General features: G+C 44.3%; 17 protein-coding genes and 1 tRNA gene. 8 read left to right on the top strand and 10 right to left on the bottom strand.

Annotation, left to right across the window (positions count from 1 at the left end):
* The first annotated feature begins 78 nt into the window (after positions 1 to 78).
* The 7 genes from tgt to DQN70_RS07365 all read left to right on the top strand — a co-directional run bounded on the left by tgt (position 79) and on the right by DQN70_RS07365 (position 8,847).
* The gene (gene tgt / locus DQN70_RS07395) at positions 79 to 1,209 is read left to right on the top strand and encodes a tRNA guanosine(34) transglycosylase Tgt (protein WP_023937678.1); all 1,131 of its coding nucleotides are present in this window, start codon (positions 79 to 81) and stop codon (positions 1,207 to 1,209) included.
* A 29-nt stretch (positions 1,210 to 1,238) separates the two neighbouring features.
* Entirely contained in the window at positions 1,239 to 2,333 is a 1,095-nt protein-coding gene (locus tag DQN70_RS07390) for an LptF/LptG family permease (protein WP_036888855.1), read from the top strand.
* A 16-nt stretch (positions 2,334 to 2,349) separates the two neighbouring features.
* The gene (gene smpB, locus DQN70_RS07385) at positions 2,350 to 2,820 is read left to right on the top strand and encodes an SsrA-binding protein SmpB (RefSeq protein WP_023937680.1); all 471 of its coding nucleotides are present in this window, start codon (positions 2,350 to 2,352) and stop codon (positions 2,818 to 2,820) included.
* 330 nt (positions 2,821 to 3,150) lie between these two features.
* Positions 3,151 to 4,017, top strand: coding sequence for a M23 family metallopeptidase (locus DQN70_RS07380; RefSeq protein WP_231968814.1), 867 nt, complete (start codon positions 3,151 to 3,153; stop codon positions 4,015 to 4,017).
* A gap of 233 nt (positions 4,018 to 4,250) precedes the next feature.
* The gene (locus DQN70_RS07375; protein WP_023937682.1) at positions 4,251 to 6,308 is read left to right on the top strand and encodes a S9 family peptidase; all 2,058 of its coding nucleotides are present in this window, start codon (positions 4,251 to 4,253) and stop codon (positions 6,306 to 6,308) included.
* A gap of 181 nt (positions 6,309 to 6,489) precedes the next feature.
* The gene (gene eno, locus DQN70_RS07370; protein WP_023937683.1) at positions 6,490 to 7,764 is read left to right on the top strand and encodes a phosphopyruvate hydratase; all 1,275 of its coding nucleotides are present in this window, start codon (positions 6,490 to 6,492) and stop codon (positions 7,762 to 7,764) included.
* Between the two features lie 30 nt (positions 7,765 to 7,794).
* Positions 7,795 to 8,847, top strand: a complete 1,053-nt coding sequence (locus tag DQN70_RS07365) for a ferrochelatase (protein ID WP_023937685.1) — start codon at positions 7,795 to 7,797, stop codon at positions 8,845 to 8,847.
* Here the strand turns inward: DQN70_RS07365 and DQN70_RS07360 are convergent.
* The 10 genes from DQN70_RS07360 to DQN70_RS07315 all read right to left on the bottom strand — a co-directional run bounded on the left by DQN70_RS07360 (position 8,816) and on the right by DQN70_RS07315 (position 23,530).
* Positions 8,816 to 9,286 (bottom strand): arginine repressor, encoded by a 471-nt coding sequence (locus DQN70_RS07360; protein WP_023937687.1) that lies wholly within the window; start codon positions 9,284 to 9,286, stop codon positions 8,816 to 8,818. The two genes, DQN70_RS07365 and DQN70_RS07360, sit on opposite strands and share 32 nt — an antisense overlap.
* 34 nt (positions 9,287 to 9,320) lie before the next feature.
* Entirely contained in the window at positions 9,321 to 11,468 is a 2,148-nt protein-coding gene (locus tag DQN70_RS07355; RefSeq protein WP_023940323.1) for a RecQ family ATP-dependent DNA helicase, read from the bottom strand.
* A 15-nt stretch (positions 11,469 to 11,483) separates the two neighbouring features.
* Positions 11,484 to 13,217, bottom strand: a complete 1,734-nt coding sequence (gene recJ, locus DQN70_RS07350; RefSeq protein ID WP_023937690.1) for a single-stranded-DNA-specific exonuclease RecJ — start codon at positions 13,215 to 13,217, stop codon at positions 11,484 to 11,486.
* A 504-nt stretch (positions 13,218 to 13,721) separates the two neighbouring features.
* Positions 13,722 to 15,998 (bottom strand): NADP-dependent malic enzyme, encoded by a 2,277-nt coding sequence (locus DQN70_RS07345; RefSeq protein ID WP_023940325.1) that lies wholly within the window; start codon positions 15,996 to 15,998, stop codon positions 13,722 to 13,724.
* A 131-nt stretch (positions 15,999 to 16,129) separates the two neighbouring features.
* Positions 16,130 to 17,095, bottom strand: coding sequence for a calcium/sodium antiporter (locus tag DQN70_RS07340; protein WP_023937697.1), 966 nt, complete (start codon positions 17,093 to 17,095; stop codon positions 16,130 to 16,132).
* Positions 17,096 to 17,140: 45 nt separating this feature from the next.
* Positions 17,141 to 19,030, bottom strand: coding sequence for an ABC-F family ATP-binding cassette domain-containing protein (locus DQN70_RS07335; protein ID WP_023940327.1), 1,890 nt, complete (start codon positions 19,028 to 19,030; stop codon positions 17,141 to 17,143).
* Between the two features lie 65 nt (positions 19,031 to 19,095).
* Positions 19,096 to 19,177: transfer RNA gene (locus DQN70_RS07330), tRNA-Leu, on the bottom strand.
* A 111-nt stretch (positions 19,178 to 19,288) separates the two neighbouring features.
* Positions 19,289 to 20,191 (bottom strand): YitT family protein, encoded by a 903-nt coding sequence (locus tag DQN70_RS07325; RefSeq protein ID WP_036888726.1) that lies wholly within the window; start codon positions 20,189 to 20,191, stop codon positions 19,289 to 19,291.
* A gap of 186 nt (positions 20,192 to 20,377) precedes the next feature.
* Positions 20,378 to 21,604: a bifunctional 3,4-dihydroxy-2-butanone-4-phosphate synthase/GTP cyclohydrolase II gene (locus tag DQN70_RS07320; RefSeq protein WP_023940331.1), complete on the bottom strand. Its 1,227-nt coding sequence runs from the start codon at positions 21,602 to 21,604 to the stop codon at positions 20,378 to 20,380.
* 15 nt (positions 21,605 to 21,619) lie between these two features.
* Entirely contained in the window at positions 21,620 to 23,530 is a 1,911-nt protein-coding gene (locus DQN70_RS07315; protein WP_231968812.1) for an LptF/LptG family permease, read from the bottom strand.
* A 905-nt stretch (positions 23,531 to 24,435) separates the two neighbouring features.
* Between DQN70_RS07315 and queC the strand changes: the two genes are divergently transcribed.
* Complete coding sequence (gene queC / locus DQN70_RS07305) at positions 24,436 to 25,104, top strand: 7-cyano-7-deazaguanine synthase QueC (RefSeq protein WP_042120305.1); 669 nt, start codon at positions 24,436 to 24,438, stop codon at positions 25,102 to 25,104.
* The last annotated feature ends 41 nt before the right edge of the window (positions 25,105 to 25,145 follow it).

The raw sequence follows: 25,145 nt of genomic DNA, 5'->3' as shown, positions 1-25,145 counted from the left end.
TTTGTCTTCTGCTTGTTTTGCATAACCCTCTTTTTGCCGACTAGTTGCAGTCGCTGCTTATTAGGTATCTTTGCCCCAATGAAATACAGTCTATTACATACTTGTTCTACTACTCAAGCCCGTGTCGGCCTTATTCGTACCGATCATGGAGATATTCCTACTCCTATTTTTATGCCTGTAGGCACTGTTGGATCGGTCAAGGCGGTGGAGATGTCTAATCTGGAGGATGATATAGATGCCAAGATCATATTGGGCAATACTTATCATCTATACTTACGTCCAGGGTTAGATATTCTTCAGTCAGCTGGAGGCCTACATCGATTCGGTACTTGGTCTAGACCTATTCTTTCAGATAGTGGTGGTTTTCAGGTTTTTAGTCTGGCTGAGAATCGCAAGATAAGTGAGGAAGGGGTTTGGTTTCGTTCACACATAGATGGTTCCAAGCATTTGTTTAGTCCGGAGCGAGTAATGGATATAGAGCGGGTGATTGGAGCAGATATTATCATGGCTTTTGACGAATGTTGTCCGGGTGATGCCGACTATGGCTATGCACGCCACTCTCTTGATTTGACGGAACGTTGGTTGAAGCGTTGTGTGGATCGTATTAGAGATACAGAGCCATTGTATGGTTATTCTCAGAGCCTTTTTCCTATCGTCCAGGGGTGTGTGTATCCTGATTTAAGGAAGCGTGCAGCCGAGAATGTGGCTGCGATAGAGGCCGATGGTAATGCAATAGGAGGCTTGGCTGTTGGTGAACCGACAGAAAAAATGTACGAGATGATAGAGCTAACCAACGAGATCTTACCTAAGAACAAGCCTCGGTATTTGATGGGAGTAGGCACTCCTGCAAATATTCTCGAAGGAATAGCTCGCGGGGTGGATATGTTTGACTGTATTATGCCTTCGCGGGACGGACGCAATGCCAAACTTTTCACTTGGCAAGGGATCATTAACATGAAAAATGCCAAATGGGCAAAAGACTTCTCTCCCATAGACCCAGAGGGAACTTCTTATGTCGATCAGCGTTATAGTCGTGCCTATTTGCATCATCTTTTTCGTGTGGGAGAGATACTAGCCTTAGAGGTCGCTTCCCGACATAATCTGGCTTTTTACCTTGAACTGGTACGTCAAGCTCGTGCACATATTGTAGCTGGAGATTATGGTAGCTGGTACCCGATGATGGCGGAGCAAGTAAGCAGAAGACTCTAGTGTAAGATTAAGGGTTGATGTATAGTCAAATGGCAAGAAAGGTGCGATTGTTCACTACAATAGATCGCTATATACTGCGACAATTTTTGGGGACTTATTTCTTCTCTATTCTCCTTATTTTGTCCGTAGCTGTCGTATTTGATATCAATGAGAAGATATCCGACTTTTTGAAACCAGAAGTTCCTCTAAGAGCAATCATTTTCGACTACTACCTGAACTTTATCCCCTATTATGCGAACCTTTTCAGCCCTCTATTCACCTTCATATCGGTGATCTTTTTTACCACCAAATTGGCAGAGAATAGTGAGATTATAGCCATGCTTGCTGGAGGAATCAGTTTTAAGCGATTAATGAGACCATATATGTTCTCCGCAGCTGTAATAGCGATACTCACTTTCTTGCTCAATAGTTTTCTCATCCCTCCTGCTAATAAGACTCGTATAGATTTCCAGAACCAGTATATCAAAAATAGAAAGATGACTTATGACGAGAATATACAGATGGAAGTACAGAAAGATGTCTTTGTCTATTTCGGTTCCTACAATGAGGAGATAAATACGGGATACCAGTTCTCTATGGAAAAGTTTGATGGTAATAGACTCGTCTCTCGCTTGACAGCCGTCCGAACTGAGTATGCTGACAGTGGACATTGGATGGTACACAATTATGTGATTAATAACTACAAGGATATGAAGCAGGAGGTTATCACTGGCCGAACTATCGATACTCTTCTGCATATACAGCCATCAGATTTCCTGGTTAGCCTGGAGGATATGGAGACTATGACGACTCCACAGTTAAGCAAATACATTTCCAGACAACAAGAGAGGGGAGTTGGCAATGCAAAACTCTATGCTATAGAGTTACATAAGAGATATGCAGCGATTATGACAGCTTTCCTACTTACTGTGATCGGTTTGTCTCTTTCGGCGCGTAAGCTCAAAGGAGGATTAGGATTTAATATTGCCATAGGACTTGGGTTGAGTTTTGGTTACATCTTGTTTACTACAGCTACCAGCACTTTTGCCGTGAGTGGTAGCATGTCTCCCTGGATGGCTGCTTGGCTGCCTAATTTTGTCTATCTCTTTATTGCGGCCTACATTTATACAAGGGCTCCTCGTTAATGTTGATATCCTGAATATGAAAAAGCAGAATAAACAGACTCAAATACAGATCAAAAATAAACGAGCCTCTTTTGATTATGAAATATTAGATACCTATACAGCTGGTATTGTGCTCGTTGGTACTGAGATCAAGAGTCTTCGGTTGGGGAAGGCTGGATTGGTCGACAGCTATTGCATATTCCACAATGGAGAGTTGTGGGCAAAAAATATATACATAGCTCCTTATTTCTATGGCTCGTACAATAACCATCTTGATAGGAGAGACCGGAAGTTGTTGCTCAATCGCAAGGAGTTGCGTCATCTGGAAGAAGGAGTGCGTGTAGCAGGTAATACAATTGTTCCTCTCAAACTGTTTATTAGTGAGAGGGGGCTTGCCAAACTTAGCATAGCACTTGTTCGAGGCAAGAAACTCTATGACAAACGAGCTTCTTTGAAAGAAAAAGATGACAAGAGAGAGATGGCGAGAGCCATGCGTACACGATATTGAAGGATAAGTTGACCTCGCTTTTCCCTTCATGATCACATATCCAAAAGGATATTTATGATAGTTATTTCCCCACAGTTAGTCTTGGAAATTCTTTGTTTTTTTCTACCTTTGACGAGGTACGGTGGTACCGGAGTTTACTTAGGTCTTCTTGTGGGGTGACGTAAGTAAGCTTTGTTTGTGTTGAAATAAAAAGGAAATTGAATGACAAACAGAGTTGTAGCACTTCTGTTTTGCTCCATTTGTGCGATTACTATTTCTTGGGCTGCTCCCTCGGAATCCTCTCGTGCAGGGGTGTATTCTAGAAGTCGGAGATCTCAGCACATCAGTGCTATGGACACTACACAGCGACTGATGGCAGACCGCTTGGACTTGAATGTCAGGGCGAAAAAGGAAAAAGCAGAACGAGAAAGAGCCTTTGCAGAGGTCCGTATGCATGAGGATTTGACAGATCCTGCTGTGGATTTGTATGGGGAAGATAGTTGGGGAAAGTTCGTGAATCCACTCACAGAGATGTCAGCCGAAATCCCTGACAGTTATGATATTGACTGCTCTGGTTTTGTGATGCCAATAGAGAGCAGGAAGCTCACTTCAGGATATGGTTATCGCAAGCGTTTCGGTCGTATGCACTACGGAACCGATATGGGTTTGGTTACAGGAGATACGATTGTATCGGCTTTTGATGGGCGAGTTCGAGTGAGTTCATTTGAGCCCAGAGGTTATGGCCATTATGTTATCGTCCGTCATCCTAATGGCTTGGAGACTATTTATGGGCACATGAGCCGTCGCATAGCCAACGAAGGAGACATCATAAAGGCTGGTCAGCCTATCGGATTAGGAGGTAATACAGGTAGATCAACAGGGCCACACCTTCACTTTGAGTGCCGTTTTATGGGAATTGCTATTAATCCGGCTGATCTATTTGATTTAGAACAAGGTGTTCCTCTTGATGATGTGTATCACTTCAGGAAGGGTGCCATACAGAGGGCAGTAAAGTCTCCGATTTATCGTGCTGGTCGTAAAGCTGGCAGTAGATCGGCTGCAGCACAGAGAAGACCTAAAACACATCGGATCAAAAGAGGTGATACTTTGTCTGCTATCGCAAAGCGGAATTCTACAACAGTGAGCAAAATAAAAAGACTGAATCCTGGTATCAAAGAAGGAAATCTGCAGATTAATAGATCTATTCGGGTGAAGTGATGCTTGAGGCTTTTTTTATTGTAGCCCTTGATTCCTTTCCGTCGCACACTGCCTTGTCTTTTGGCAATAGCCCTTTTTAGAGCTTTGTCTTCGCAGCCTAAGTTGTGAAGACGAAGTTTTTTTGTGTCTCATTGAGTAATGAAGGCCTATCCTGTCGAAAGAGTCTAAAGTCATATTTGTAAAAGACCTACCCTACTGAAACTTGACTACAACCTAATCCTAAATCATCAATAATGAACAAATCAATTCTTAGTGCAATGGCTGCAGCCGCGATAGCTACTTCTTCGATTGCTTCGGCTCAGATGCCTGCTTCGTCTGTGAATGGAGGTATGTCTGCTGAGACCTTACTCACAATGGCCAGAGTGGGAGGATATGCCTTATCTCCAAACGGGAAACAAGTAGTGTATACCATATCTTACCCGAGTATTGAAGACAATTGTTCACAGTCTGATCTCTTCTTGATAGGGATAGATGGGAAGAATAAGATGAGATTAACGAACACATCTCATAGTGAAAGTGAGCCTTGTTGGATAGACGGAGGACGAAGAATTGCTTTTTTGAGTTCTTCGTCTGGTTCGAAACAGTTGTGGAGTATGTCTGCCGATGGCAATGATCTTCGACAGCTTACAGATGTGCAGGGTGGTATTGAAGGATATCTTTTTTCCCCTGATGAAAAGGAAGTAATCTATGTACATAGCCATAAGTCTGTTAAGACAGCTGGTGATATTTATCCTGATCTTCCCAAGGCCTCTGGCCGAGTGGTAAAGGACCTTTTGTACAAACACTGGGATGAATGGGTAACAACAACTCCACACCCCTACCTTGCTAAACTTGCCGATGTGCCAATATCCGAAGGAAAGGATATTTTGCAGGGAGAGCCGTACGAATGTCCTATGCGCCCCTTTAGTGGAATGGAGGATTTGTCATGGAGCCCAGATGGAAAGCAAATTGTCTACGCAAGTCGCAAGAAGACTGGTATGGCTTATGCTGTATCGACAAATTCGGATATCTACTTGTATGATGTGGTCTCAGGAAAAACGCTTAATCTCTCCGAAGGAATGATGGGGTATGATACTTTCCCTAAGTTCTCTCCGGATGGGAAACGAGTGGCTTGGATCAGTATGGAGCGAGACGGATATGAGTCAGATCTTAAACGCCTTTTTGTGATGAATTTGCTGGATGGTACAAAGGAATGGGTCAATCCGGATTTCGATTTGAATGTGGATCATTTCCAATGGTCTGAGGATGGCCGGATGATTTACTTTGTGGCCTGTAAACAAGCTGAGACACAGCTCTGGAGTATTAGGCTTAAGGATAGAAAGATCTGCCAGATTACGGATGGAATGTGGGATTATACGGGGTTTGACATGAAGAATGGCATTATGCTTGCCGCAAGACAATCTTTTCTTGAACCGACAGATTTGTATCAGGTGGACCTTAGAAAGGGAAATACTCGTCGTGTTACAAATGAAAACAAAGAGATAATGGAGTCTTTGTCTCCTGTTGTTTGTCAGAAGCGTTGGATTACTTGCACCAATAGAGAGAAAATGCTGGTCTGGGTATTATTGCCCCCAAAGTTCGATGAGAAAAAACAATATCCATCTATTCTCTATTGCCAGGGAGGACCTCAAGACCCTATCAGCCAATTTTGGAGTTTTCGGTGGAATTTGCGCCTTATGGCTGAGCAGGGCTATGTAGTGATTGCTCCCAATAGGCATGGGGTACCTAGTTTTGGCCAGAAATGGAATGAGCAGATTAGTGGAGACTATGGAGGTCAGAATATGAAAGACTACATGACAGCAGCTGATGAGTTGAAGAAAGAGCCATGGATAGCTAAAGACAAGATGGGTTGTGTGGGTGCCAGTTATGGAGGCTTTTCCGTCTATTGGTTGGCTGGGCATCATGAGGGGCGTTTTGCTGCATTCATAGCACATGCTGGGATCTTTAACATAGAATCTCAATATTTTGAGACAGAAGAAAAATGGTTTGCTAATTGGGATATGGGAGGAGCCCCTTGGGAGAAAGACAATGGGACAGCTCAACGTACATTTGCCAACTCTCCACATAAATTTGTGCAGAACTGGGATACTCCTATCATGATCATACATGGGGAACTCGATTATCGTATCCTCGCTTCTCAAGGAATGATGGCCTTTGATGCTGCTAAGATGAGAGGTGTTCCTGCAGAGATGTTGATCTTTCCCGATGAGAACCACTGGATATTGCAGCCACAAAATGCTATGCTTTGGCAACGTTCGTTCTTTGGTTGGCTTGATCGTTGGCTCAAGTAGGAGAGAGGCTATCTAAAATGATTTTGGGCTATCTCGGAAATACCGAGGTAGCCCTTTTTCTTAATTCATGTTGAGCCAAACAGAGAGCCTTAAGGATAGAAAAAAACCTTTCTTCTGTGTGAATGTTGTATATTTGCCTTTCCTTAAAGAGTCAGAATGAAAAACAAATAAGACGAAGAAGATGAAGATTACCAAAGTAATTGGGCGCGAGATATTAGATTCGCGAGGCAACCCCACTGTAGAAGTAGATGTGTATTTGGATGAGTGTGTGATGGGGCGTGCTGCCGTTCCAAGTGGTGCTTCAACTGGTGAACACGAGGCCGTAGAATTGAGAGATGGAGATAAGAAGAGATATCTCGGTAAAGGAGTCCTCAAGGCAGTGACAAATGTCAATGAGAAGATAGCACCTGCCATCATTGGCATGGATGCTTCTAATCAGAGAGCTATAGACAGAACCCTGATTGATTTGGATGGTACTTCGAATAAGGGTAGTTTGGGAGCTAATGCCATTTTGGGAGTTTCTTTGGCTGTAGCTAAGGCTGCTGCCAACTACCTCGAAATGCCACTATATCGCTATTTGGGAGGTGTAAATGCTTATGTGTTGCCGGTACCGATGATGAACATTATAAATGGTGGGGCTCATAGCGATGCTCCGATCGCATTTCAGGAGTTTATGATCCGTCCGGTTGGAGCCAACAGTTTTCGTGAAGGTCTCCAAATGGGGACAGAGGTATTTCATGCATTGAAAAAAGTGCTCAAAGATCGGAATCTTTCCACGGCTGTAGGAGATGAAGGAGGTTTTGCCCCTGAATTAGAAGGAACTGAAGATGCTCTTGATTCTATTCTTGAAGCTATCCAGACAGCAGGATATGAGCCAGGTAAGGATGTTCGAATTGCCTTGGATTGCGCCTCTAGCGAATTTTACAAGGATGGTAAATATGACTATCGCATATTTGAGGGAGAGAATGCTGCAGTGCGTAGTTCGGAAGAGCAGGTAGCTTATTTGAAGAGCTTGATAGATCGTTATCCTATCGATTCGATAGAGGATGGTATGGATCAGAATGACTGGGATGGCTGGAAGAAGCTGACTGAAACTATTGGAGGAAGCTGTCAATTGGTGGGAGACGATCTTTTTGTGACTAATGTGAATTTCTTGTCTAAAGGAATTGAATCTCATTGTGCTAACTCCATCCTTATCAAGGTAAATCAGATAGGTACACTGACGGAAACTCTTGATGCCATATCTATGGCTCAAGGGAATGGATATACAACTGTGACTTCCCATCGTTCAGGAGAGACGGAAGACAGTACAATTGCAGACATTGCTGTTGCCACTAATTCCGGACAAATAAAGACGGGGTCATTAAGCCGCTCAGATAGAATGGCCAAATACAATCAGTTACTCCGCATAGAGGAGGAATTGGGTGATAGGGCTGTGTATGGTCGTAAGTATTGATACTGTTTTTCTCTTTTTATAGTCCTCTAGATGCACCTCCCTTACGATGGTGTGATACTTATCAACGTCGGCTCTCCAGCTTCACCTGAGATAGCCGACGTTGCTGCTTTCTTAAAGAAATTTCTCACAGATAAATATGTGATCTCTTTGCCTTGGCTGTGGAGACAAATCTTGATACGAGGAGTTATTATTCCTTTTCGAAAAAGGAAGTCTGCAGCGATGTATCAGCGATTGTGGAGGAATTCTGGAGAAACTTTCCCTCTTGTTGAAACAATGGAACGGTTGACTGTTCTGTTGGAATCCCATCTTTGTTTGCCGATTGTCTCTGCTATGCGATATGGAGCACCATCGGTGCAAACAGCCTTGCGGACACTACGAAAAAAAAATACTCACGAGTTGAAATGTCTGTTGGTTGTTCCCCTTTTCCCTCAATTCGCACTCAGTGGTTACCATACTGCTGCCGAGCATGCATTGTCTGAGATAAGGACTTTGCTGGGAAATCAAATACGTATAGATGTTTTACCTCCCTTTTATAAATCGGAGAAATATATTTCTGCTGTCTGTGATGTGATTCGTCCAGATTTGGAGAGGAGAGGATGTAAGCATCTTCTTTTAGCTTTTCACAGTATTCCGGTAAGTCATTTACACAAGGCTTCTGTGCTTTTTACTGGGCATACACATTCATCTCTGTGTTGTGCTTCTGGCTCTCTGGAGGCAGAAGTTTGTTATCAATACCAGTGCATCGAGTCTTCTCGACTTATATCAGAGAGACTGAACATAGAAGGGTTAGAAGTAGAAACAGTATTCCAATCTCAAATGGGCCATAGCACTTGGTTGGGCCCCTCTCTCAAAAAAAGATTGGCAGAATTGGCAGGTAAAGGATTTCGACAGGTTTCGGTGGCGAGTCCTGGCTTGGTATGTGATTGCCTGGAGACATTAGATGAGATAGGAGAGAGAGAAAAAGAGGCTTTTTTATCACTTGGGGGAGAGTCTCTCCAGTTATTGCCTTGTCTCAACGCCAGCCAGCAGTGGGTTGAGGCTTTGGCTGATATTATTGAAGATTATGCCGAATCTCTATCCTAAGATTCTCCAAAAGGCGATATGGATCTGAACCAGGAGCCATCAATAGCAATACCGTATCATGTCCGGCTATGGTTCCGGCCAGCGATAATAGTTTCATGCCATCTATCCATTTAGCCAACTGTTGAGCTTGGCCAGGAGCTGTATGTATCACTGCTCCGGCTGTAGATATTTGGCCGTAGATACCAGAAAACCCGAGAGGGCTACTCTGTTGCCTGTTCGAGGCTTCTTGTATCAATTCTTGAGAAACTCTGTATCGGTGCTTTCCCTTCTCTAAGCAGATTCGTTGTACCCCTATTTCTTTTAGATCTCTCGATAGTGTAGCCTGACTGACTACTTCTCCTTGCTCTTTCATTCTCTTTTGGAGCAGAAGTTGATTGTCAATCTCCTCTGTTTCTACCAAACGACATATCAGTCGAAGTCTTCTTTGTTTTTTGTCCATTTTCTCGACATTAGAGAGTGGAGGTTTCCTCCTTTTATTTCCAAATGAGTATATCTCCAAGTACATACCATTCGGGACTTTCAAAGCTCAAGACATGCAGAGTATGTGCTACATTTATCTCGGTCAGACCACTTTTTTTTGCCAGTTGCGAGATAGAGATTTCTTTTAATCCTTCACTCTCGGTTAGTTCCTTTATGGAGTTTGATACCTTCTCGAAGAAATAAGCAGGTATATTTTGTTTGCGCTTGAGGCAGACATCACAGTTTTCGCAAGGGGAGAGGAGACACTCTCCGAAGTAGCCTACCAAAGTCCGGCTCCTGCAGCAATTGTCTTTTTCAATGTAGTTGAGTACACTATTGAGTCTTTCTTGGAATTTCTCTTTGCGATTTTCCAGAGCATCCTTGGTAATGCGTATTAGAGAACTGTCCTCTCGTCTGATATTCATCAGCAGACGAGGAGTGTTTTTTTGAGGAATGTAATGCAGAATATCCTTTTTGTCCAGTTCGACCAGTATGTTGTAAACTTGCTGTGAGTTTAGACCAGCCTTGTTGGCAATGAATACTTCGTTTATGAAAGCAAAGTCAATAAATACTCCCTCGTAGGATCTTAATATTACGTTGAGGACCAGTTCTTCAGTGGGGTTTGCAAATTTATAGGTGTACAATTCATCTCGTTTACAGAGGAAACGGAGTCTGGATCGACTCTCTTGCTCAATGACCGTCCATATGCCCGACATTTCGATAATCCGTATGGCCGATTGGGTGCGGACAGAAGGTAACTTGAATTGGTAAATAAATTGCTCTATTGGGAAATCAAAAACTTTTTCAAATCCTTCTCCCTCGCCGATCATTAGATAATTGCAAACAGCATCATATATCTGGCGGACAAACTCCCTGCTTGGAAATTCGTCGTTAATACGCCTCTTCAGGACCCCTCTGTCTTTTTTTGTGACCAATGATACCGCATAAGCTCTTTCTCCATCGCGGCCTGCACGTCCTGCCTCCTGATAGTATTCTTCCAGAGAATTGGGCATTTGATAGTGTATGACCAACCTCACGTCAGGCTTGTCTATTCCCATACCAAAAGCATTGGTCGCCACTATGACCCGTGTCTGATTGTTTTTCCAATTATTCTGCTTGATAGCACGCTCCGTATAATTTAGACCTGCATGAAAAAAATCAGCTGATATGTCTTCTGCTTCGAGAAGCTTGGCTATTTCCCTCGTTTGTTTGCGATTCCTACAATACACGATAGCTGAGCCGGAGACTGATCGCAATATATGTAATATCATGCCGTCTTTGTCTTGTGTTCGACGGATGACGTAGGACAGGTTGGGGCGGAAAAAGCTTTTTTGGAAGAGGCGAGCATCTGAACGGAAACCAAGCAGACGACGAATGTCTTGAGCTACCTGTGGGGTGGCGGTGGCAGTCAGAGCTAATACAGGGACTTCCGGAACAGCTTTGCGCAATTCGATGATGTTGAGGTAGGAAGGCCTGAAATCGTATCCCCACTGACTGATGCAGTGGCATTCGTCTACTACGATCAGGCTTATTTGTAACTGAGGCAGTTTGTTGAGGAAGAGTTCGGATGTTATCCGTTCCGGGGAGAGGTAGAGGAATTTGTAGGATCCGAAACAAGTATTTTCGAGAGTAGAGATGACCTTTTCGTATAACATTCCCGAATGTACTGTTGCAGCCGGTATTCTTTGTTCTTTAAGGTGGTCTACTTGGTCTTTCATCAGAGCGATGAGAGGGGTTATAACCAAGGTGACTCCGGGAAGGATAAGCCCGGGAACCTGAAATGTAATACTCTTCCCTCCTCCGGTAGGCATCAGACCCATCGTGTCATGCCCCTCAAGAACAGATAGGATTATGTCTTCTTGTAGTGGCCGAAAGTTTTCATATCCCCAATACTTCTTTAGTACTTGTTTGGGGGAGAGTCTTTTGTTTTGAACACCTTTCCTCCACAAATTCGCCCTACATTCTTCCGAAGTACCTACATTGTTGGGGGGAGGAAGAGGGGTGTTTTCATCCCCTGGCAATTCATCAGAGTTAGTATCTGTCTGGTTAGAAGTTCTCTGATTATTACCGAATCCTCTTTCTCGCTCCGTGGATGAGTTGTTGCGATAGATATCGTCTAACAACTCATCCAACTCATGTTTGCCGATATTGGGAGTTGACATACCAGTACGATCTCCTCATTGGTCAGTAGAGATATCCTGTATGAGCATTTGCATCGAAGTCGTGCCGTTGAAATAGTTTTCTTCAACCGTGAAGCATATACTGAAAGGCTTATTCCCCTTTATTTGCTCTGCTGAAGCGGCTTGTCTGAATGCAATTCCTTTGAGAGGTCCGATTTGATGGTAAGCATCGGTAAGATCAAGTTTAAGATGTTCTTGATTTTTTCCGACGGTTCTGGAACTACCGGCATCATATATTCCGGAGGTTAGAAAAACAGGCTTGGTATTTTCCGGTCCAAATGGACTCATCCTCTTTAGATCTCTCAGCAATTTGGGAGTTACATCAGCTAATTCTATTTGGGCATCTATATCAATGCTTGGTTTCAGTTGACATTCTTGCAAGTTCTCATTTGCAAATGTCTGAATTCGCTTGGTAAAAAGAGGCAAGTCTTTTTCGGCAAGAGTGAGTCCAGCTGCATAAGTATGACCTCCAAAGTTCACAAGTATATCCCGGCAAGACTCTATGGCTTTGTAGATATCGAATGCTTCAACCGATCGGGCCGATCCACTTATGTGTTCACTGCTTTTTGTGAGTACGATCGTTGGGCGACTATATCGCTCTGTCAGTCGAGAGGCTACTATGCCTATTACTCCTTTATGCCAGTCCGGTTTGTAGAGGACGATAACTTTGTTCCTGGTGTACTCCGGATCCGATTCTACAATAGCTGTCGCCTCGTCCGTTGTGCTTTTGTCAAGTTCGCGTCGTTGGTCGTTGTAGTTGTCGATAGCAGCACAGCATTTCTTCGCTGTTTCTTTGTCGCTTGCTAAAAGGAGCTCCACAGCTTCTCGTCCATTCATCATACGGCCGGAAGCATTGATGCGTGGGCCTATCTTAAAGACGATATCCCCCATATCGATACGAGTATTTTCTAATCCGGACATACGTATAATCGTTTTTAACCCGAGTGATGGATTTTGGTTCAGTCTTTTGAGGCCGTGGTAGGCCAGGATGCGGTTTTCACCTGTTACGGGGACAATATCTGAAGCAATGCTTACGGCCAAAAGGTCAAGGTTGCGACAGAGTTCATCGATGGAAAAGCCATTGTCCAAGGCGAAGGCTTGCATAAACTTGAATCCCACACCACAGCCGGAGAGGTGCTCAAATGGGTATGTATTGTCTTTCCTCTTGGCGTCGAGTACAGCCACTGCATCGGGCAGTTTTTCGTCTGGGTTATGATGATCACAGATGATGAAGTCTATCCCCAGACTTTTGGCATAAGCTACTTTTTCTACTGCTTTTATACCGCAGTCCAGCACGATGACCAACTTTGCTCCCCATTGGTGGGCATAATCTATGCCTCGGTAGCTAATTCCATAGCCCTCGTCGTAGCGGTCAGGTATATAGTAATCAAGGGAACTTTCCGAGCACCCAACAGTCCGCAAATACTTATATACGAGGGTTACAGCTGTAGTTCCATCTACATCATAATCGCCATAGATTAGGATTTTTTCTTTCCTGCCTATGGCCATATTCAATCTGGCCACCGCCTTATCCATATCCCTCATGAGGAATGGATCGTGCAGTTCTTCTAGCTTAGGCTTAAAGAAGTGACTGGCTTCCTCGGGAGAGTTTATCCCTCGCCTGGCCAATAGGAGGCCTACTACGGGGGATAATCGTAGTGCTTTGGCTATCTCCACTCCCACTCGCTCTTCGTCTTTGCTGAAGGGGTGTAGCTTCCAGTTGTTTGTCATTGTATATCATTTTTTTTGTCTATAAGTTTGGTGCCCTCAAGCTCATCTGAGCGAAGGTCTTGACTTGTCGTATTTGTCGGGTTCTATCCGATTTTATTAGGTCATTTGAGTCTCTTTTCACAAATGTAGTACGACCCTCAAAGGTACAATTTATCCATTAGGAGACTAATGTACTATGCCCTAAAATAGGGCTATTGCATTTGGATTCTTATCCCTTTAGGTACAAGGCTTTTCCGGAAAATATGAAGATTGTATGATACGAGTGAAAAGAATGATATGGATCTTATGGAAGAGCGTAAATGGGTTTTCTTCGGATTTGTAATGAGCAATCTCGAGATTGGTAATACACTTTCCCAAGATTGGTAATTAAGACTATTGAGATCTGTCATTGAGAATTCAATAGTGTCGGATTATTATGACTAGAGGCGTTGCAATATCGCAACGCCTCTATCATGACATTCTCACAAGATGGGTATTCGTTGTTTTTCTATTTGGGAGAACTTGTTAAACGATACACGAAGAGTGATCCAGCGTTGCCAATGCCGTGATATTCACAATATCCGTAACAGAAGCCTCTTGGTCGGCAAAGTAAACAGGCTTGTTGAGTCCCATTTGAATAGGACCGACCACTTCTTGTGCATCATCTGCTTCTCGCAATAGCTGGTAACATGCATTGGCAGCGGATAGACGAGGGAAAATCAGAACATTCGCATTATGCCCTTTCAATTTGTTATTGGGGTACCGCTTGTCTCTTTTGTCTGCATGAAGAGCCATGGAGACTTGCATTTCTCCATCTACTAACAGCTCGGGATGCTCTTTGTGCAGTATGGAGATCGCTTTTTGTACTTCTACCGAGGGGCTTGCATCATCCGATCCGAAATTGGAGAAGCCAACAAGGGCTATCACCGGTTTGATACCGAAACAGCGGACTTTCTCAGCTGCCATAACAGCTATGTCTACCAAGGCCTCGGCATCCAAACGGTAGTTAATGGTTGTGTCAGCCAAAAACAAAGGGCCATTCTTTAGACTAACCATATGCATTGTGGCAAAGTGATTTACCCCTTCCTGCAAACCAACCGTTTTCTGTGCTATCCGAGCCAAATGACTGTGGTGACTGTATATGCCGGTGATCATAGCATCGGCATCCCCATGATTGAGCATCATCATGCCGAAATAATTTGGGTCGAACATCTTGTCCAAAGCCTCTGGCACATTACCACCTTTTCTCCAGTTCCTTTCGGCAAAGGTTTCTGCATACAGCTGTCTCCTTTGTTGTTCATCTTCGCTGCGGTGATTTACGATTTCCAACCCCTTAATATCCACATCCAGCTCCTTTGCCAGGTGCTTGATATGCTTGGGATCTCCCAATATGATGGGTTGTGCCAAGCCTTGGTTGTAAACAGTGGCCGCAGCTCTGAGTATGGCTGGATTTTCACCGGCTGCATAGACAACTCTGTGCTGTGTAAGTTTGGCTGCTTCGTGCAGTCTGCGAGTTAAGTGGCTCATCAGCCCGAGCCTGCTCATCAATTCATCTTCATAGGCATTCCAATCTTCTATTTCTTTTGTTGCCACACCACTTTCTATTGCAGCTTGAGCAACAGCTTTCGATACTCGCACGATGAGTCGAGGGTCTACCGGCTTGGGAATGAAATAATCAGGGCCAAAATGAAGATTGATGTTGCCGTAAGCGCGAGAAACTTCATCCGGAACGGATTCTCTTGCAATAGCAGCTATGGCTAATGTGGCTGCTCGCTTCATGTCTTCGTTGATCGCAGTGGCTCGAACATCCAATGCTCCACGGAAAATATAGGGGAACCCGATCACGTTGTTGATCTGATTCGGATAGTCGGATCTACCTGTTGCCATCAACACATCTTCCCTTGCAGCTTTGGCTTTTTCGTATGTGATTTCCGGATCTGGGTTGGCCAAAGCAAAAACGATTGGGCAGGGTGCCATCGTCTTTATCATCTCCTGAGTCAATACCCCGGGACGGGAAAGGCCTACAAATACGTCCGCTCCTGCTATTGCATCCGAGAGGGTTCTTAGTTCTTTCCGGTCAGTGGCGAAGTAACGCTTCTGCTCAGTGAGGTCTTGTCGATCTTGCGTAATCACCCCCTTGCTATCCAACATCACAATGTTCTCTCGTTTGGCCCCAAAAGATTCGTATAGTTTGGTACATGAGAAGGCAGATGCTCCGGCTCCATTGATCACAATACGAACATCTTCTATCGACTTTTCGGCCAAGATCAAAGCATTGAGCAATCCGGCTGCAGAAATGATAGCTGTACCATGCTGGTCATCATGCATCACAGGGATATTAAGTTCCTGCTTAAGTTTCTCCTCTATTTCAAAACATTCGGGAGCCTTAATGTCCTCCAGGTTGATTCCCCCGAATGTTGGTGCTATCGCCTTTACTATCTCGATAAATTTCTTGGGGTCTTTCTCATTAACTTCTATGTCGAAAACATCTATCCCCGCATATATCTTGAAGAGAAGTCCTTTCCCCTCCATTACCGGCTTGCCAGCCAAGGCTCCTATGTCTCCCAACCCAAGCACTGCTGTGCCATTGGAGATAACAGCAACGAGATTGCCCTTGGATGTATAGTCATATGCAGATGATTCGTGCTTTTGTATGTCCAGACAAGGCACCGCTACTCCTGGGCTGTACGCCAGAGTCAGATCGTGCTGTGTTGAGTATGGTTTGGTGGGTCTTATTTCTATTTTTCCGGGCTTTTCTCCAGCATGATAGGCCCGTGCGAGATCTGCTAATTTTTTATCCATATTCTTTCGATTGCTTTATCCAAATATTTGGGGTACACGACATACCCTCTCTGTATATTCACAATAACTGCAAAGAGTCTTACTTGTTCACCCTGTCGCATATTTTGAGTATCGGGTAGGGACCACAAATTTCAAATGTTGGAGGAAGACAGAAGAAAATACATATATCCGGTGAATGTAATTAGGAGTAATGTTCCTTCTACTCGATTTATTTTCCTCTCACCCCATAGGAGACTGAATAGAAAAAGCATGGCCACAGCTATGATCATGACCAGCAAATCCGTCCAGGAGATACCCGACATTGAGAGTGGGGTGATGCAGGCTGATGTACCCAAGATAAGAGTCATATTGAAGATATTGGAGCCTACGATATTTCCGATGGCAATATCATGCTCCCCTTTTATGGCCGCTATTACAGAGGTCGCAAGTTCGGGTAGAGAGGTGCCTATGGCTACAATGGTGAGACCAATGACAGACTCCGGTACTTTGTACTGCCTGGCTATATCTATTGCGTTTTTGACAAAGAGATCACCACCGAATATAAGCCCGGCCAGTCCTCCTCCCACAAGGATGATAGACAGCCATGTGCTTTTGCTCTTGACGTTTACGGAAGTATTTTCGGCAGCTCTTTTGCTTTGGCGAGTAATCCAAAAAGTATATCCGAAGAATGCGAAAAAACAGAGTAGTAGCATCATCCCTTCAAAACGAGAAATCTGGTTGACTCCTCCCCCCAAAAAATGATCCAGACACATAGCTGACAAAAGGATGCTGAAAAGCAGACACATCGGGATCTCATATTTAATAGACGATCGACTTACTGAGAGAGTGCTGATAATAGCAGAGAGCCCTCCTATGAGTAGGATATTCAGGATGTTGGATCCGACCACATTACCGACCGCTATATCTCCACTCCCTTGTAAAGCGGAACTGACACTCACGGCCAATTCCGGAGCAGAGGTGCCGAAAGCTACGACAGTAAGACCTATGACTAACGGAGAGACTCCTTTGTTATGAGCTATGGATGAGGCTCCGTCTGTGAGGTAGTGGGCTCCACCCACCACCAATATCAATCCGATAATAAGTAGTAGAAAACTCATGCTTGTTTTTTTGTTCTGGAGAATAATTAATCGTATTTGTTGAGGTCATTGACCCGATTTGTCCTCAATGCTGTCTTCCAGCTCTAATTGCCGGAAAATAAGCAGCTCCATCTCCTCCATGATTTTTCCGATTCGGATAGACTGCTCTCGTAGTTCTATATCTTGTAATGTCCCCGAAGAAAGTATCTTTTCCAGTTCTTTTTGCTCTTTTTCCAGCTCTTCGATGCGATTTTTGTTATTGTCGTATTCCTTCTGCTCCTTGAATGAGAGTTTGTATTTTTCTCTCTGGACTGGCTTTTTCTTTTCTTCTTTGGCTGTTGTTTGCTTGTCGGAGTTTGTAGAGACAACGGATTCGGATTCTCGAAATTCCTTTAACAAACGCCACTGGCTGTAATTACCAGGGAAATCCTTGATACATCCGTTGCCTTCGAAATAGAATAGATGTGATACAATTTTGTCCATGAAAAACCGGTCGTGAGAAACTACAAGCACGCAACCTGTGAACTCACTCAGATAATCTTCCAGCACGTTTAGAGTGACTATATCCAAGTCGTTGGTTGGTTCGTCAAGAATCAAAAAGTTGGGAGCGGAGATGAGGACGGTGCATAGATAGAGTCGTCGTAATTCGCCACCGGACAGCTTGCAAATTGGGCTGTATTGCTTATGTGGAGGAAATAAAAAACGATTCAGCAATTGCGAGGCCGAGATACTGCCTCCATCTGGATAAATGATAGTGTCAGCAATGTCGGTGATTGTGTCTATAACTCTTTTCCCCGGGTCGAAAGGGGGCATTTCTTGTCTGTAATACCCGAAACGGACAGTTTCCCCGATATCAAAACAGCCATTATCAGGCTGCTCCAAACCCAGAAGAAGTTTTAGGAAAGTGGTTTTACCCACTCCATTTGGACCAATAATTCCCACCTTGTCGTAGCGGCTGAAAGTGTAGCAGAAATTGTCCAAAATTACTTTTTCGCCAAAACGCTTAGATACATTTTTTGCTTCGAATATCTTCTTGCCGAGGTAGGTAGACTGATGCTTGCTTAGGTCTATTTCTGTTTGGATATTGCCGGATTGAGCCTGCAACTTCAGTTTTTCAAAAGCCTCAATACGATATTTGGCTTTTGTTCCCCTGGCTTGAGGCTGTCTTCGTATCCAATCTAGCTCTTTCCGCATAAGATTACGAGCTTTGCCCACAGATGCCTCTCGTGCAGCGAGTCTTTCTTCTCTTTTCTCGACATAGTAGTGATAGTTCCCTTGATAGGAGTATAGCGAGAGGTCATCGATTTCTATAATGCGAGAGCAAACTCTATCCAGAAAGTATCGGTCGTGTGTTACCAATAACAGCCCCATGTGAGCCTGAGAAAGATAATCCTCCAGCCACTCTATTGAGTCGAGATCTAGGTGGTTAGTCGGTTCGTCAAATATCAGCAGGTTAGGCTCCTGTATGAGCACTCTTGCCAGAGCGATGCGTTTTGCTTCTCCTCCGGAGAGCTTTTGGCAGGGGCGATGAATATCCGTAATGCCAAGTTTCCCGAGTATTTCAGCCACATTGTGCTCCACGCTCCAGGCCTGCATACTATCCATTCTTTCGGATAGCTTGCCCATTGCCTCTCCGTCGCCCTTTTGTACAGCAAGTTCCCATTGTCGCAGCAACTGACTTAGGGCATCATCCCCATCAAGACAGGCCTCTATGATCGTATGTTTGGGATTTATATAAGGTTGCTGTTCGAGATAGGCGATTCTCATATCGGAGCTGTAAACAATACGTCCTTCATCCGGCTGAAGTTCCCCTGTCAGCATTTTTAGTAGTGTAGTCTTCCCATTTCCATTGGGGGCTATGAGCCCTACTTTTTCACCATTTTCTATACTGAAAGAGACACTCTCCAACAGTTTAAGTTCGCCAAAACTCTTGCTAAGATTTTCTACCTGCAACATAATGCGCAAAGATATACGAAAAGGTCCCCAAGAGATACCTCTCAGGGACCTTTTAGAGGGGGAAGTGCGGCCGGAGGGACTCGAACCCTCACGACTCTCGTCACTAGATCCTAAGTCTAGCGTGGCTACCAATTACACCACGGCCGCGAATGCCTTTTTGTTAGCAACGACAAAGATAGAGCATTTACCCAACTCTCCAAACAAAGTAGAATAAAGGTTTTTGCCTGCAACTTCTCCGCTCCCTCTGCTTTTTCGCTTCTATCCGACTTTTTCGGAGAGTTGAGCCAGAGAATCCCGAGCAGCAGAGGTTGTAGAGATAAATGCAGAAGGATCCTCTTGCAGGATATGCTGTTTGAGCTTGCGAACATCCTTTCGCTCCACAATCATGAATATGACATCCTTGTTTTCATTGCTGTACATGCCCTTACCATGCAGGTAGGTTGCACTCATGTGTAGCTTGTTTACGATCAGTTCTCTTAATTCTGTTGATTTGGACGATATAATGAAGACTGCTCTGAGAGGATTTTCTGGCATAAATACATTGATAATTTGCCCATAGATCACGATTGTAAGCCAAGAATAGAGAGGGACTGTCCAATCTCTGAAAGCTAAAAGTCCTATAAGCACCACCACAGAGTCTATGATGATGATCATGGAGCTGAGTTTGAAGTTGTTTTTATGGGTAAATATTCGACCCAAAACATCTGTACCAGCACTCGTCCCTCCAGCTTTGAAAACACAGAAAACTCCTACACCCAAAATAGCCCCTCCATAGAAAGATGACAGCAGGGTATCTCCCTCTGCCAGTCGTATATCTCCCATTAGTTTGCCAATCAAATCCGAGAAGAATGAGATCATCAAGAAAGTAGCTACTGTTTTTCCTGCTGAGGAAAGCCCTAATTTGCGCCATGCAAGAAGGAAGAGAGGTACGTTGAAAAATAGGGCTGTTGTGCCAATCGGTAGGCCATCTGCAAAGCCTAAAAAGCCTTTGGTCACATGATTGATGGCAATCGTAAGACCGTAGACCCCACCTGGAACAATTTGACTTGGCTGGCAGAATGCAGCATAAGCAAAGGCTTCCAAAAAAGAACCGAAAATAAGGAGCATGATATCAGAGAGAAGGCTCTTGTCTAAGCTCCAATGTAGAGATCTGTCTTTCATATAAGGTCGAGAGAGGAGGTTGGCTTGGTTTGTTTTGTAATAGCTTATGCCGGATTGTTTTCGGATTGAGTACCCTCAAAGGCCTTTCAGCTTTTGAGGAAATGTGTCTCTTTGTCTAGATATCAGTTCGCCTCACCTTCAGCAGATAGACTCTGTGAGGTGAGGCGAAAAGGTATTGGTCATTGCTTATTTTAGCTTGTGCAGGGAGTGCCCCATGCGGTCGCGCTTGGTCTCAAGGTATTTTTTGTTGTAAGCATTCGGAGTCACTTCCAAAGGAACCACTTCGGATATCTCTAATCCGTAGGCTTCCAGCCCAACTCTTTTTACCGGGTTGTTAGTCATCAGGCGCATTTTGCTAACCCCTAAATCTCTAAGTATTTGCGCACCCACTCCATAGTCTCTTTCATCAGCATCATGACCAATGTGCAGATTGGCTTCTACCGTATCCATTCCTTCCTCTTGCAATCGGTATGCTCTCATCTTGTCCATCAGCCCTATGCCACGCCCTTCTTGGTTAAGGTAAACAATCAAGCCTCGACCTTCAGCTTCGATGATCTCCATGGCCTTGTGGAGTTGTTCTCCGCAATCACAACGTTTGGATGCAAATATATCTCCTGTGGAGCAGCTGGAGTGCATACGTACGAGCAAAGGGGTGGATCCGCTTATATCTCCTTTAAAGAGAGCTATATGTTCCTGTCCATTGCTCTTTTGTCTATAAGGAATGAGTCTGAAATCTCCATACTGCGTGGGCATTTTCACTTCTACGCCTCGCTCTATGATACAATCCCTTTTCAGACGATAAGCAATCAAGTCTTTGATAGTGATAATCTTGATTCCCCATTTTTCGCTAGCCTCTATCAGTTGTGGCATACGAGCCATAGTGCCATCTTCATTGATAATCTCTATGAGTGCAGCTGCAGGTTGCATACCGCACAGCTTAGTGAGGTCTACAGCAGCTTCTGTGTGTCCGGCGCGTCTCAATACTCCTCGAGACCGGGCTCTGAGTGGGCAGATATGTCCCGGTCGGCCGAGGTCTGTGGGCAATGTTTTGGGGTCTGCCAGTGCTAATATGGTTTGTGCTCTGTCGTACATGGAGACACCGGTTGTACAGCCATTCCCCAGACGGTCTACAGTGATTGTAAATGGGGTTTCGTGTACCGAAGTGTTATTTGGCACTTGCATTTCTAATTCCAGTTGAGCGGCTCTTTCTTCCGAGATGGGAGCACAAAGCACGCCACGACCGTAGCGCATCATGAAGTTGATCTTTTCCGGAGTTACTTTCTCCGCAGCAATGATGAAGTCGCCCTCGTTTTCGCGATCTTCGTCATCTACCACTATGAGGAATTTGCCCTGTTTAAAGTCCTCAAGAGCCTCCTCAATAGTATTAAGTTTGAAGGTGTCCACTGTATCCATAATTATATGTGTTGTTTATTCTTCATAATCGGTGTCCAACAACTTGTCCAACTCATCCAGTACAGGAGCCAGTTGCCGTATATCACGGTGTATATGTATCCGTCTGACAGCCAAATAGACAGTCAGTGGCAAAGATAAGGGTAGTAGGAGCATTAGCATATAGGCTGCTATTCGCGATTGAGGAATCCATTTGCTAATGCGTTTGGGTAGCAAGGGTATATCCATCAATTTAACCTGAACGAGTCGTTTGGGGCAATCCCTCAGGTAATCTATCATCTGCTCCAATTGCGTATGCAACTGCACCAGCTGTCTCTGCTCAGATCCGTATATCCATATCAGAGGCCACGCACAGCTCATCACGTGGCTGGCCACTGTCTGTGCAATTTGGGTTCGTATCCCATTTATCTGTTTATGAGCCTGATGGATATCAGCCTCTATGATAATCACATCTTTGTACTCTATCTTCCGTATTCGACGAGGATTGAGAAGCCTTTTGATAAAGAGAACGTAGGTGTCTATGTTGAGTGTGGAAGAGTCTCGGGAAGCTTTGTAGGTAAGGAATATACCCAAAGGTAGCAGGACGGCAGTAGAGAGCCATTTCCCTTGCCATACGGCCCATTCGCCGGAGTTTACCATTTTACGGCCAAAAGTATCCAGCATATAATAGATTAGGAAGAGGAGTACAGAGGCTACGATAGGTGTACCCAGCCCTCCCTTGCGTATAATGGCTCCGAGTGGGGCCCCTATAAAGAAAAAGACAATGCAGGCAGCAGGAAAGGCAAATCGGCTAAACCATTCCATCTTGTGTACGCGATATACCCAAAGTTCTTGTTGTAAATCGCTCGTGGCATATGCAATGTCGTTTCGTACCATGCTTATTCTGTCATTTGCCTCTCGAAGGGCGGAAAGCATGGTGTAGGGAGAGCTGGTTGCCCACAGGCTGTCCATATCTAATGGCTCTTGCTCGGCTTTTTTCCAAATGTTGTTCCTTTCAGCAACCGCCTCAGGAGATTTTTGTGTAGGTGAGAGGAGGCTGCTCGGAGAAAATCTGCTCTTCGCAAGGTCTTTCTCAAGACCGGGTGTTATGGCAATACGTATGCTGTCAATGGCATAGAGGGCACTGTCTGCAATGCCCTGTAATTCGACCAAGTTTTTACCAACGTATGTGCCACGCATCCCTTCCTCATCTTCCATCTTGAAGTTGGTGTCGAAGGGGATAACAATCTCTTTTTTTGAGAATCGCTCATCGAAAGAGGGAACTGCTTCTGGTTGGTCTGCAAAGGATTGCCTCCTTAATGTTTGGAAACTTCGTCCTGAGAAAAGATTGAGAGTAAGGAAGGTTTTTGATTCATCCATAGTCAGTTTCCCCGAGTCAGCGCGTATAATGCGAGCCGTCTCGAAACCTTGACTGTGGTCGTAGATCATCATGTCGTAGAGCATGTGTGATTTGCGGTTCTTGCTTGTCACATATACATTGTAACCTTTGATCCCGTTGTAGAAAATCCCCTCAGGAATTTCCAGCTCCGGAGTTGCGTTTCGGGCCGAATAGATGATGGTATATAGCTTGACTTGTGCTTTCGCTATCTGATTGTTTTGGAAGAGTAGCAAGCCTATAGCACAAGCACATACGGCGAAAAATAGTGGCAACATGATGCGATGTAGAGGAACACCAGCAGATTTCATTGCCAATAACTCCAATCGTTCACCCAGGTTGCCGAAAGTCATTAGGGAGGCCAAAAGTATGCCCAGCGGGAGAGCCATGGGGACCAGCTGCATGGCCGAATAGAAGAGCATTTGTCCCAATATGTCGAGAGACAGACCTTTTCCGGCCATATCATCGACATATTTCCAAAGAAATTGCATCAGCACAACGAACCAGCAGATGCCGAAGGTCATCACCAGCAGAGGCACAAATGTGCGTAACATATACCAATGCAGTCGTTTGACGGGCAGCAGTCTCATGGCCGGACGATAATACAATTGCGTTTTGTTGATTGCATACTACGAGGGGCAAAAGTACTAAATAAACTGGGTCAAAATTAGCCTAACTCAGCCGGAGCAACCGCGTCAAAATTTAGAAGATCTTTGAGTGTATTTGTTTTGTGTCTCCGAGTTTATCTAGGTTTGCTTGTTTCAGAATCAATTGTGTTGCCAATCGCAAGATAGGTGATCCCTGCTTAGACTTCCGAAATGATCTTAATATGCTATCTCTTCCTTTTTTTAAGTATGTTTTTTGTTTTATCTTGTGTATTTATGTTTTTAATTAGAGGGCTTCTTTCAGACCCTGATAGGGGGTTTTAGGCTTCCTTTTTCGTCTCTATTTTGATACCGTAAGGAGATGTTTTTTGCTGACACGGGAGAGAACGAAAATTCTCTCCTGTGGAAATTATTTTTTTCTCCTGTGTTAGCAAAATTTCTCTCAGGAGAGAATTTCGCCCCCTCCAGAACGCCCTGTTCATCGGGATCTTGAGAGGTCGGTATAGAGCATCCAAAATAGGAGAGTATTCAGTCGTCTATGTAGCCTATTCCCTCTCCGTTTTTTAGTTTTTCTGCGATTGTGTTTTTACATAACATGTGTATTTAGAGATGGGGAACAAGGGTTTCTTCGAGCTATCGCAAAATGGGATTCTTGCCATATCGATTCCAATGTTATGATTTGATTAGTTTCTTACATAGTGTATAAATAGGCTTTCTTCGAGCATTGATTCTGATCATTGTTTTCTCTAAAATCTATCAAAAAACGATCGAAGTTGACTTTAGGAAGATACATACAATACTCTCCTATTATCTTTGCTCGGAAAATTTAGGAAGCAAGAGCCAAAATGCAAGAAATGAGACTAAATAAGAAGGAGGATCAAACTCGGAAAGGGCTGATCATTGTGTCCGGAGGAATGGATAGTGTGACCATGCTCTACGATTTTGCCGATCGCATAGCTTTGGGGGTTAGCTTTGACTATGGTGCCAAGCATAATGCCAAAGAGATACCATTTGCGAAGGAACATTGCGAACGTCTGGGGATACGCCATATCGTCATTCCTTTGTCTTTTATGAATCAATACTTTCGGAGTGATCTATTGCAGAGTGGGGGAGAAATTCCTGAAGGGCAGTATGCCGAAGACAATATGGCTTCGACTGTTGTTCCTTTTCGCAATGGAATCATGCTGAGTATAGCAGCTGGCTTGGCTGAATCTTATGGCTTGGCTGAAATTTATATCGCCAATCATTTTGGGGATCACAGCATATATCCGGACTGTCGAGCTGATTTTGTTTTACCTATGGGAGAAGCGATAGCACACGGCACCTCCAATGCCGTTTGCCTGAAAGCTCCCTATACTGGATGGTCTAAAATTGATATTGCCAAACGAGGAAAGACCTTGGGAATCGACTATCGTCGCACATGGAGCTGCTACAAGGGAGAAATGACTCCTTGTAGAAAATGTGCTACTTGTCTGGAGCGAATAGAAGCTCTCCGGGCTATCGGAGAGGCGGATTTTCTCTGAATTCTCTCCATTTTGATGAAAGAAAGGCTTATTGTGAAGAG

The organism is Porphyromonas crevioricanis (assembly GCF_900476255.1).
In the GTDB taxonomy this organism is placed as follows: Bacteria; Bacteroidota; Bacteroidia; order Bacteroidales; family Porphyromonadaceae; genus Porphyromonas; species Porphyromonas crevioricanis.
The sequence above is the reverse complement of the archived record's forward strand: the minus strand, read 5'-3'. Positions and strand labels throughout refer to the sequence as shown.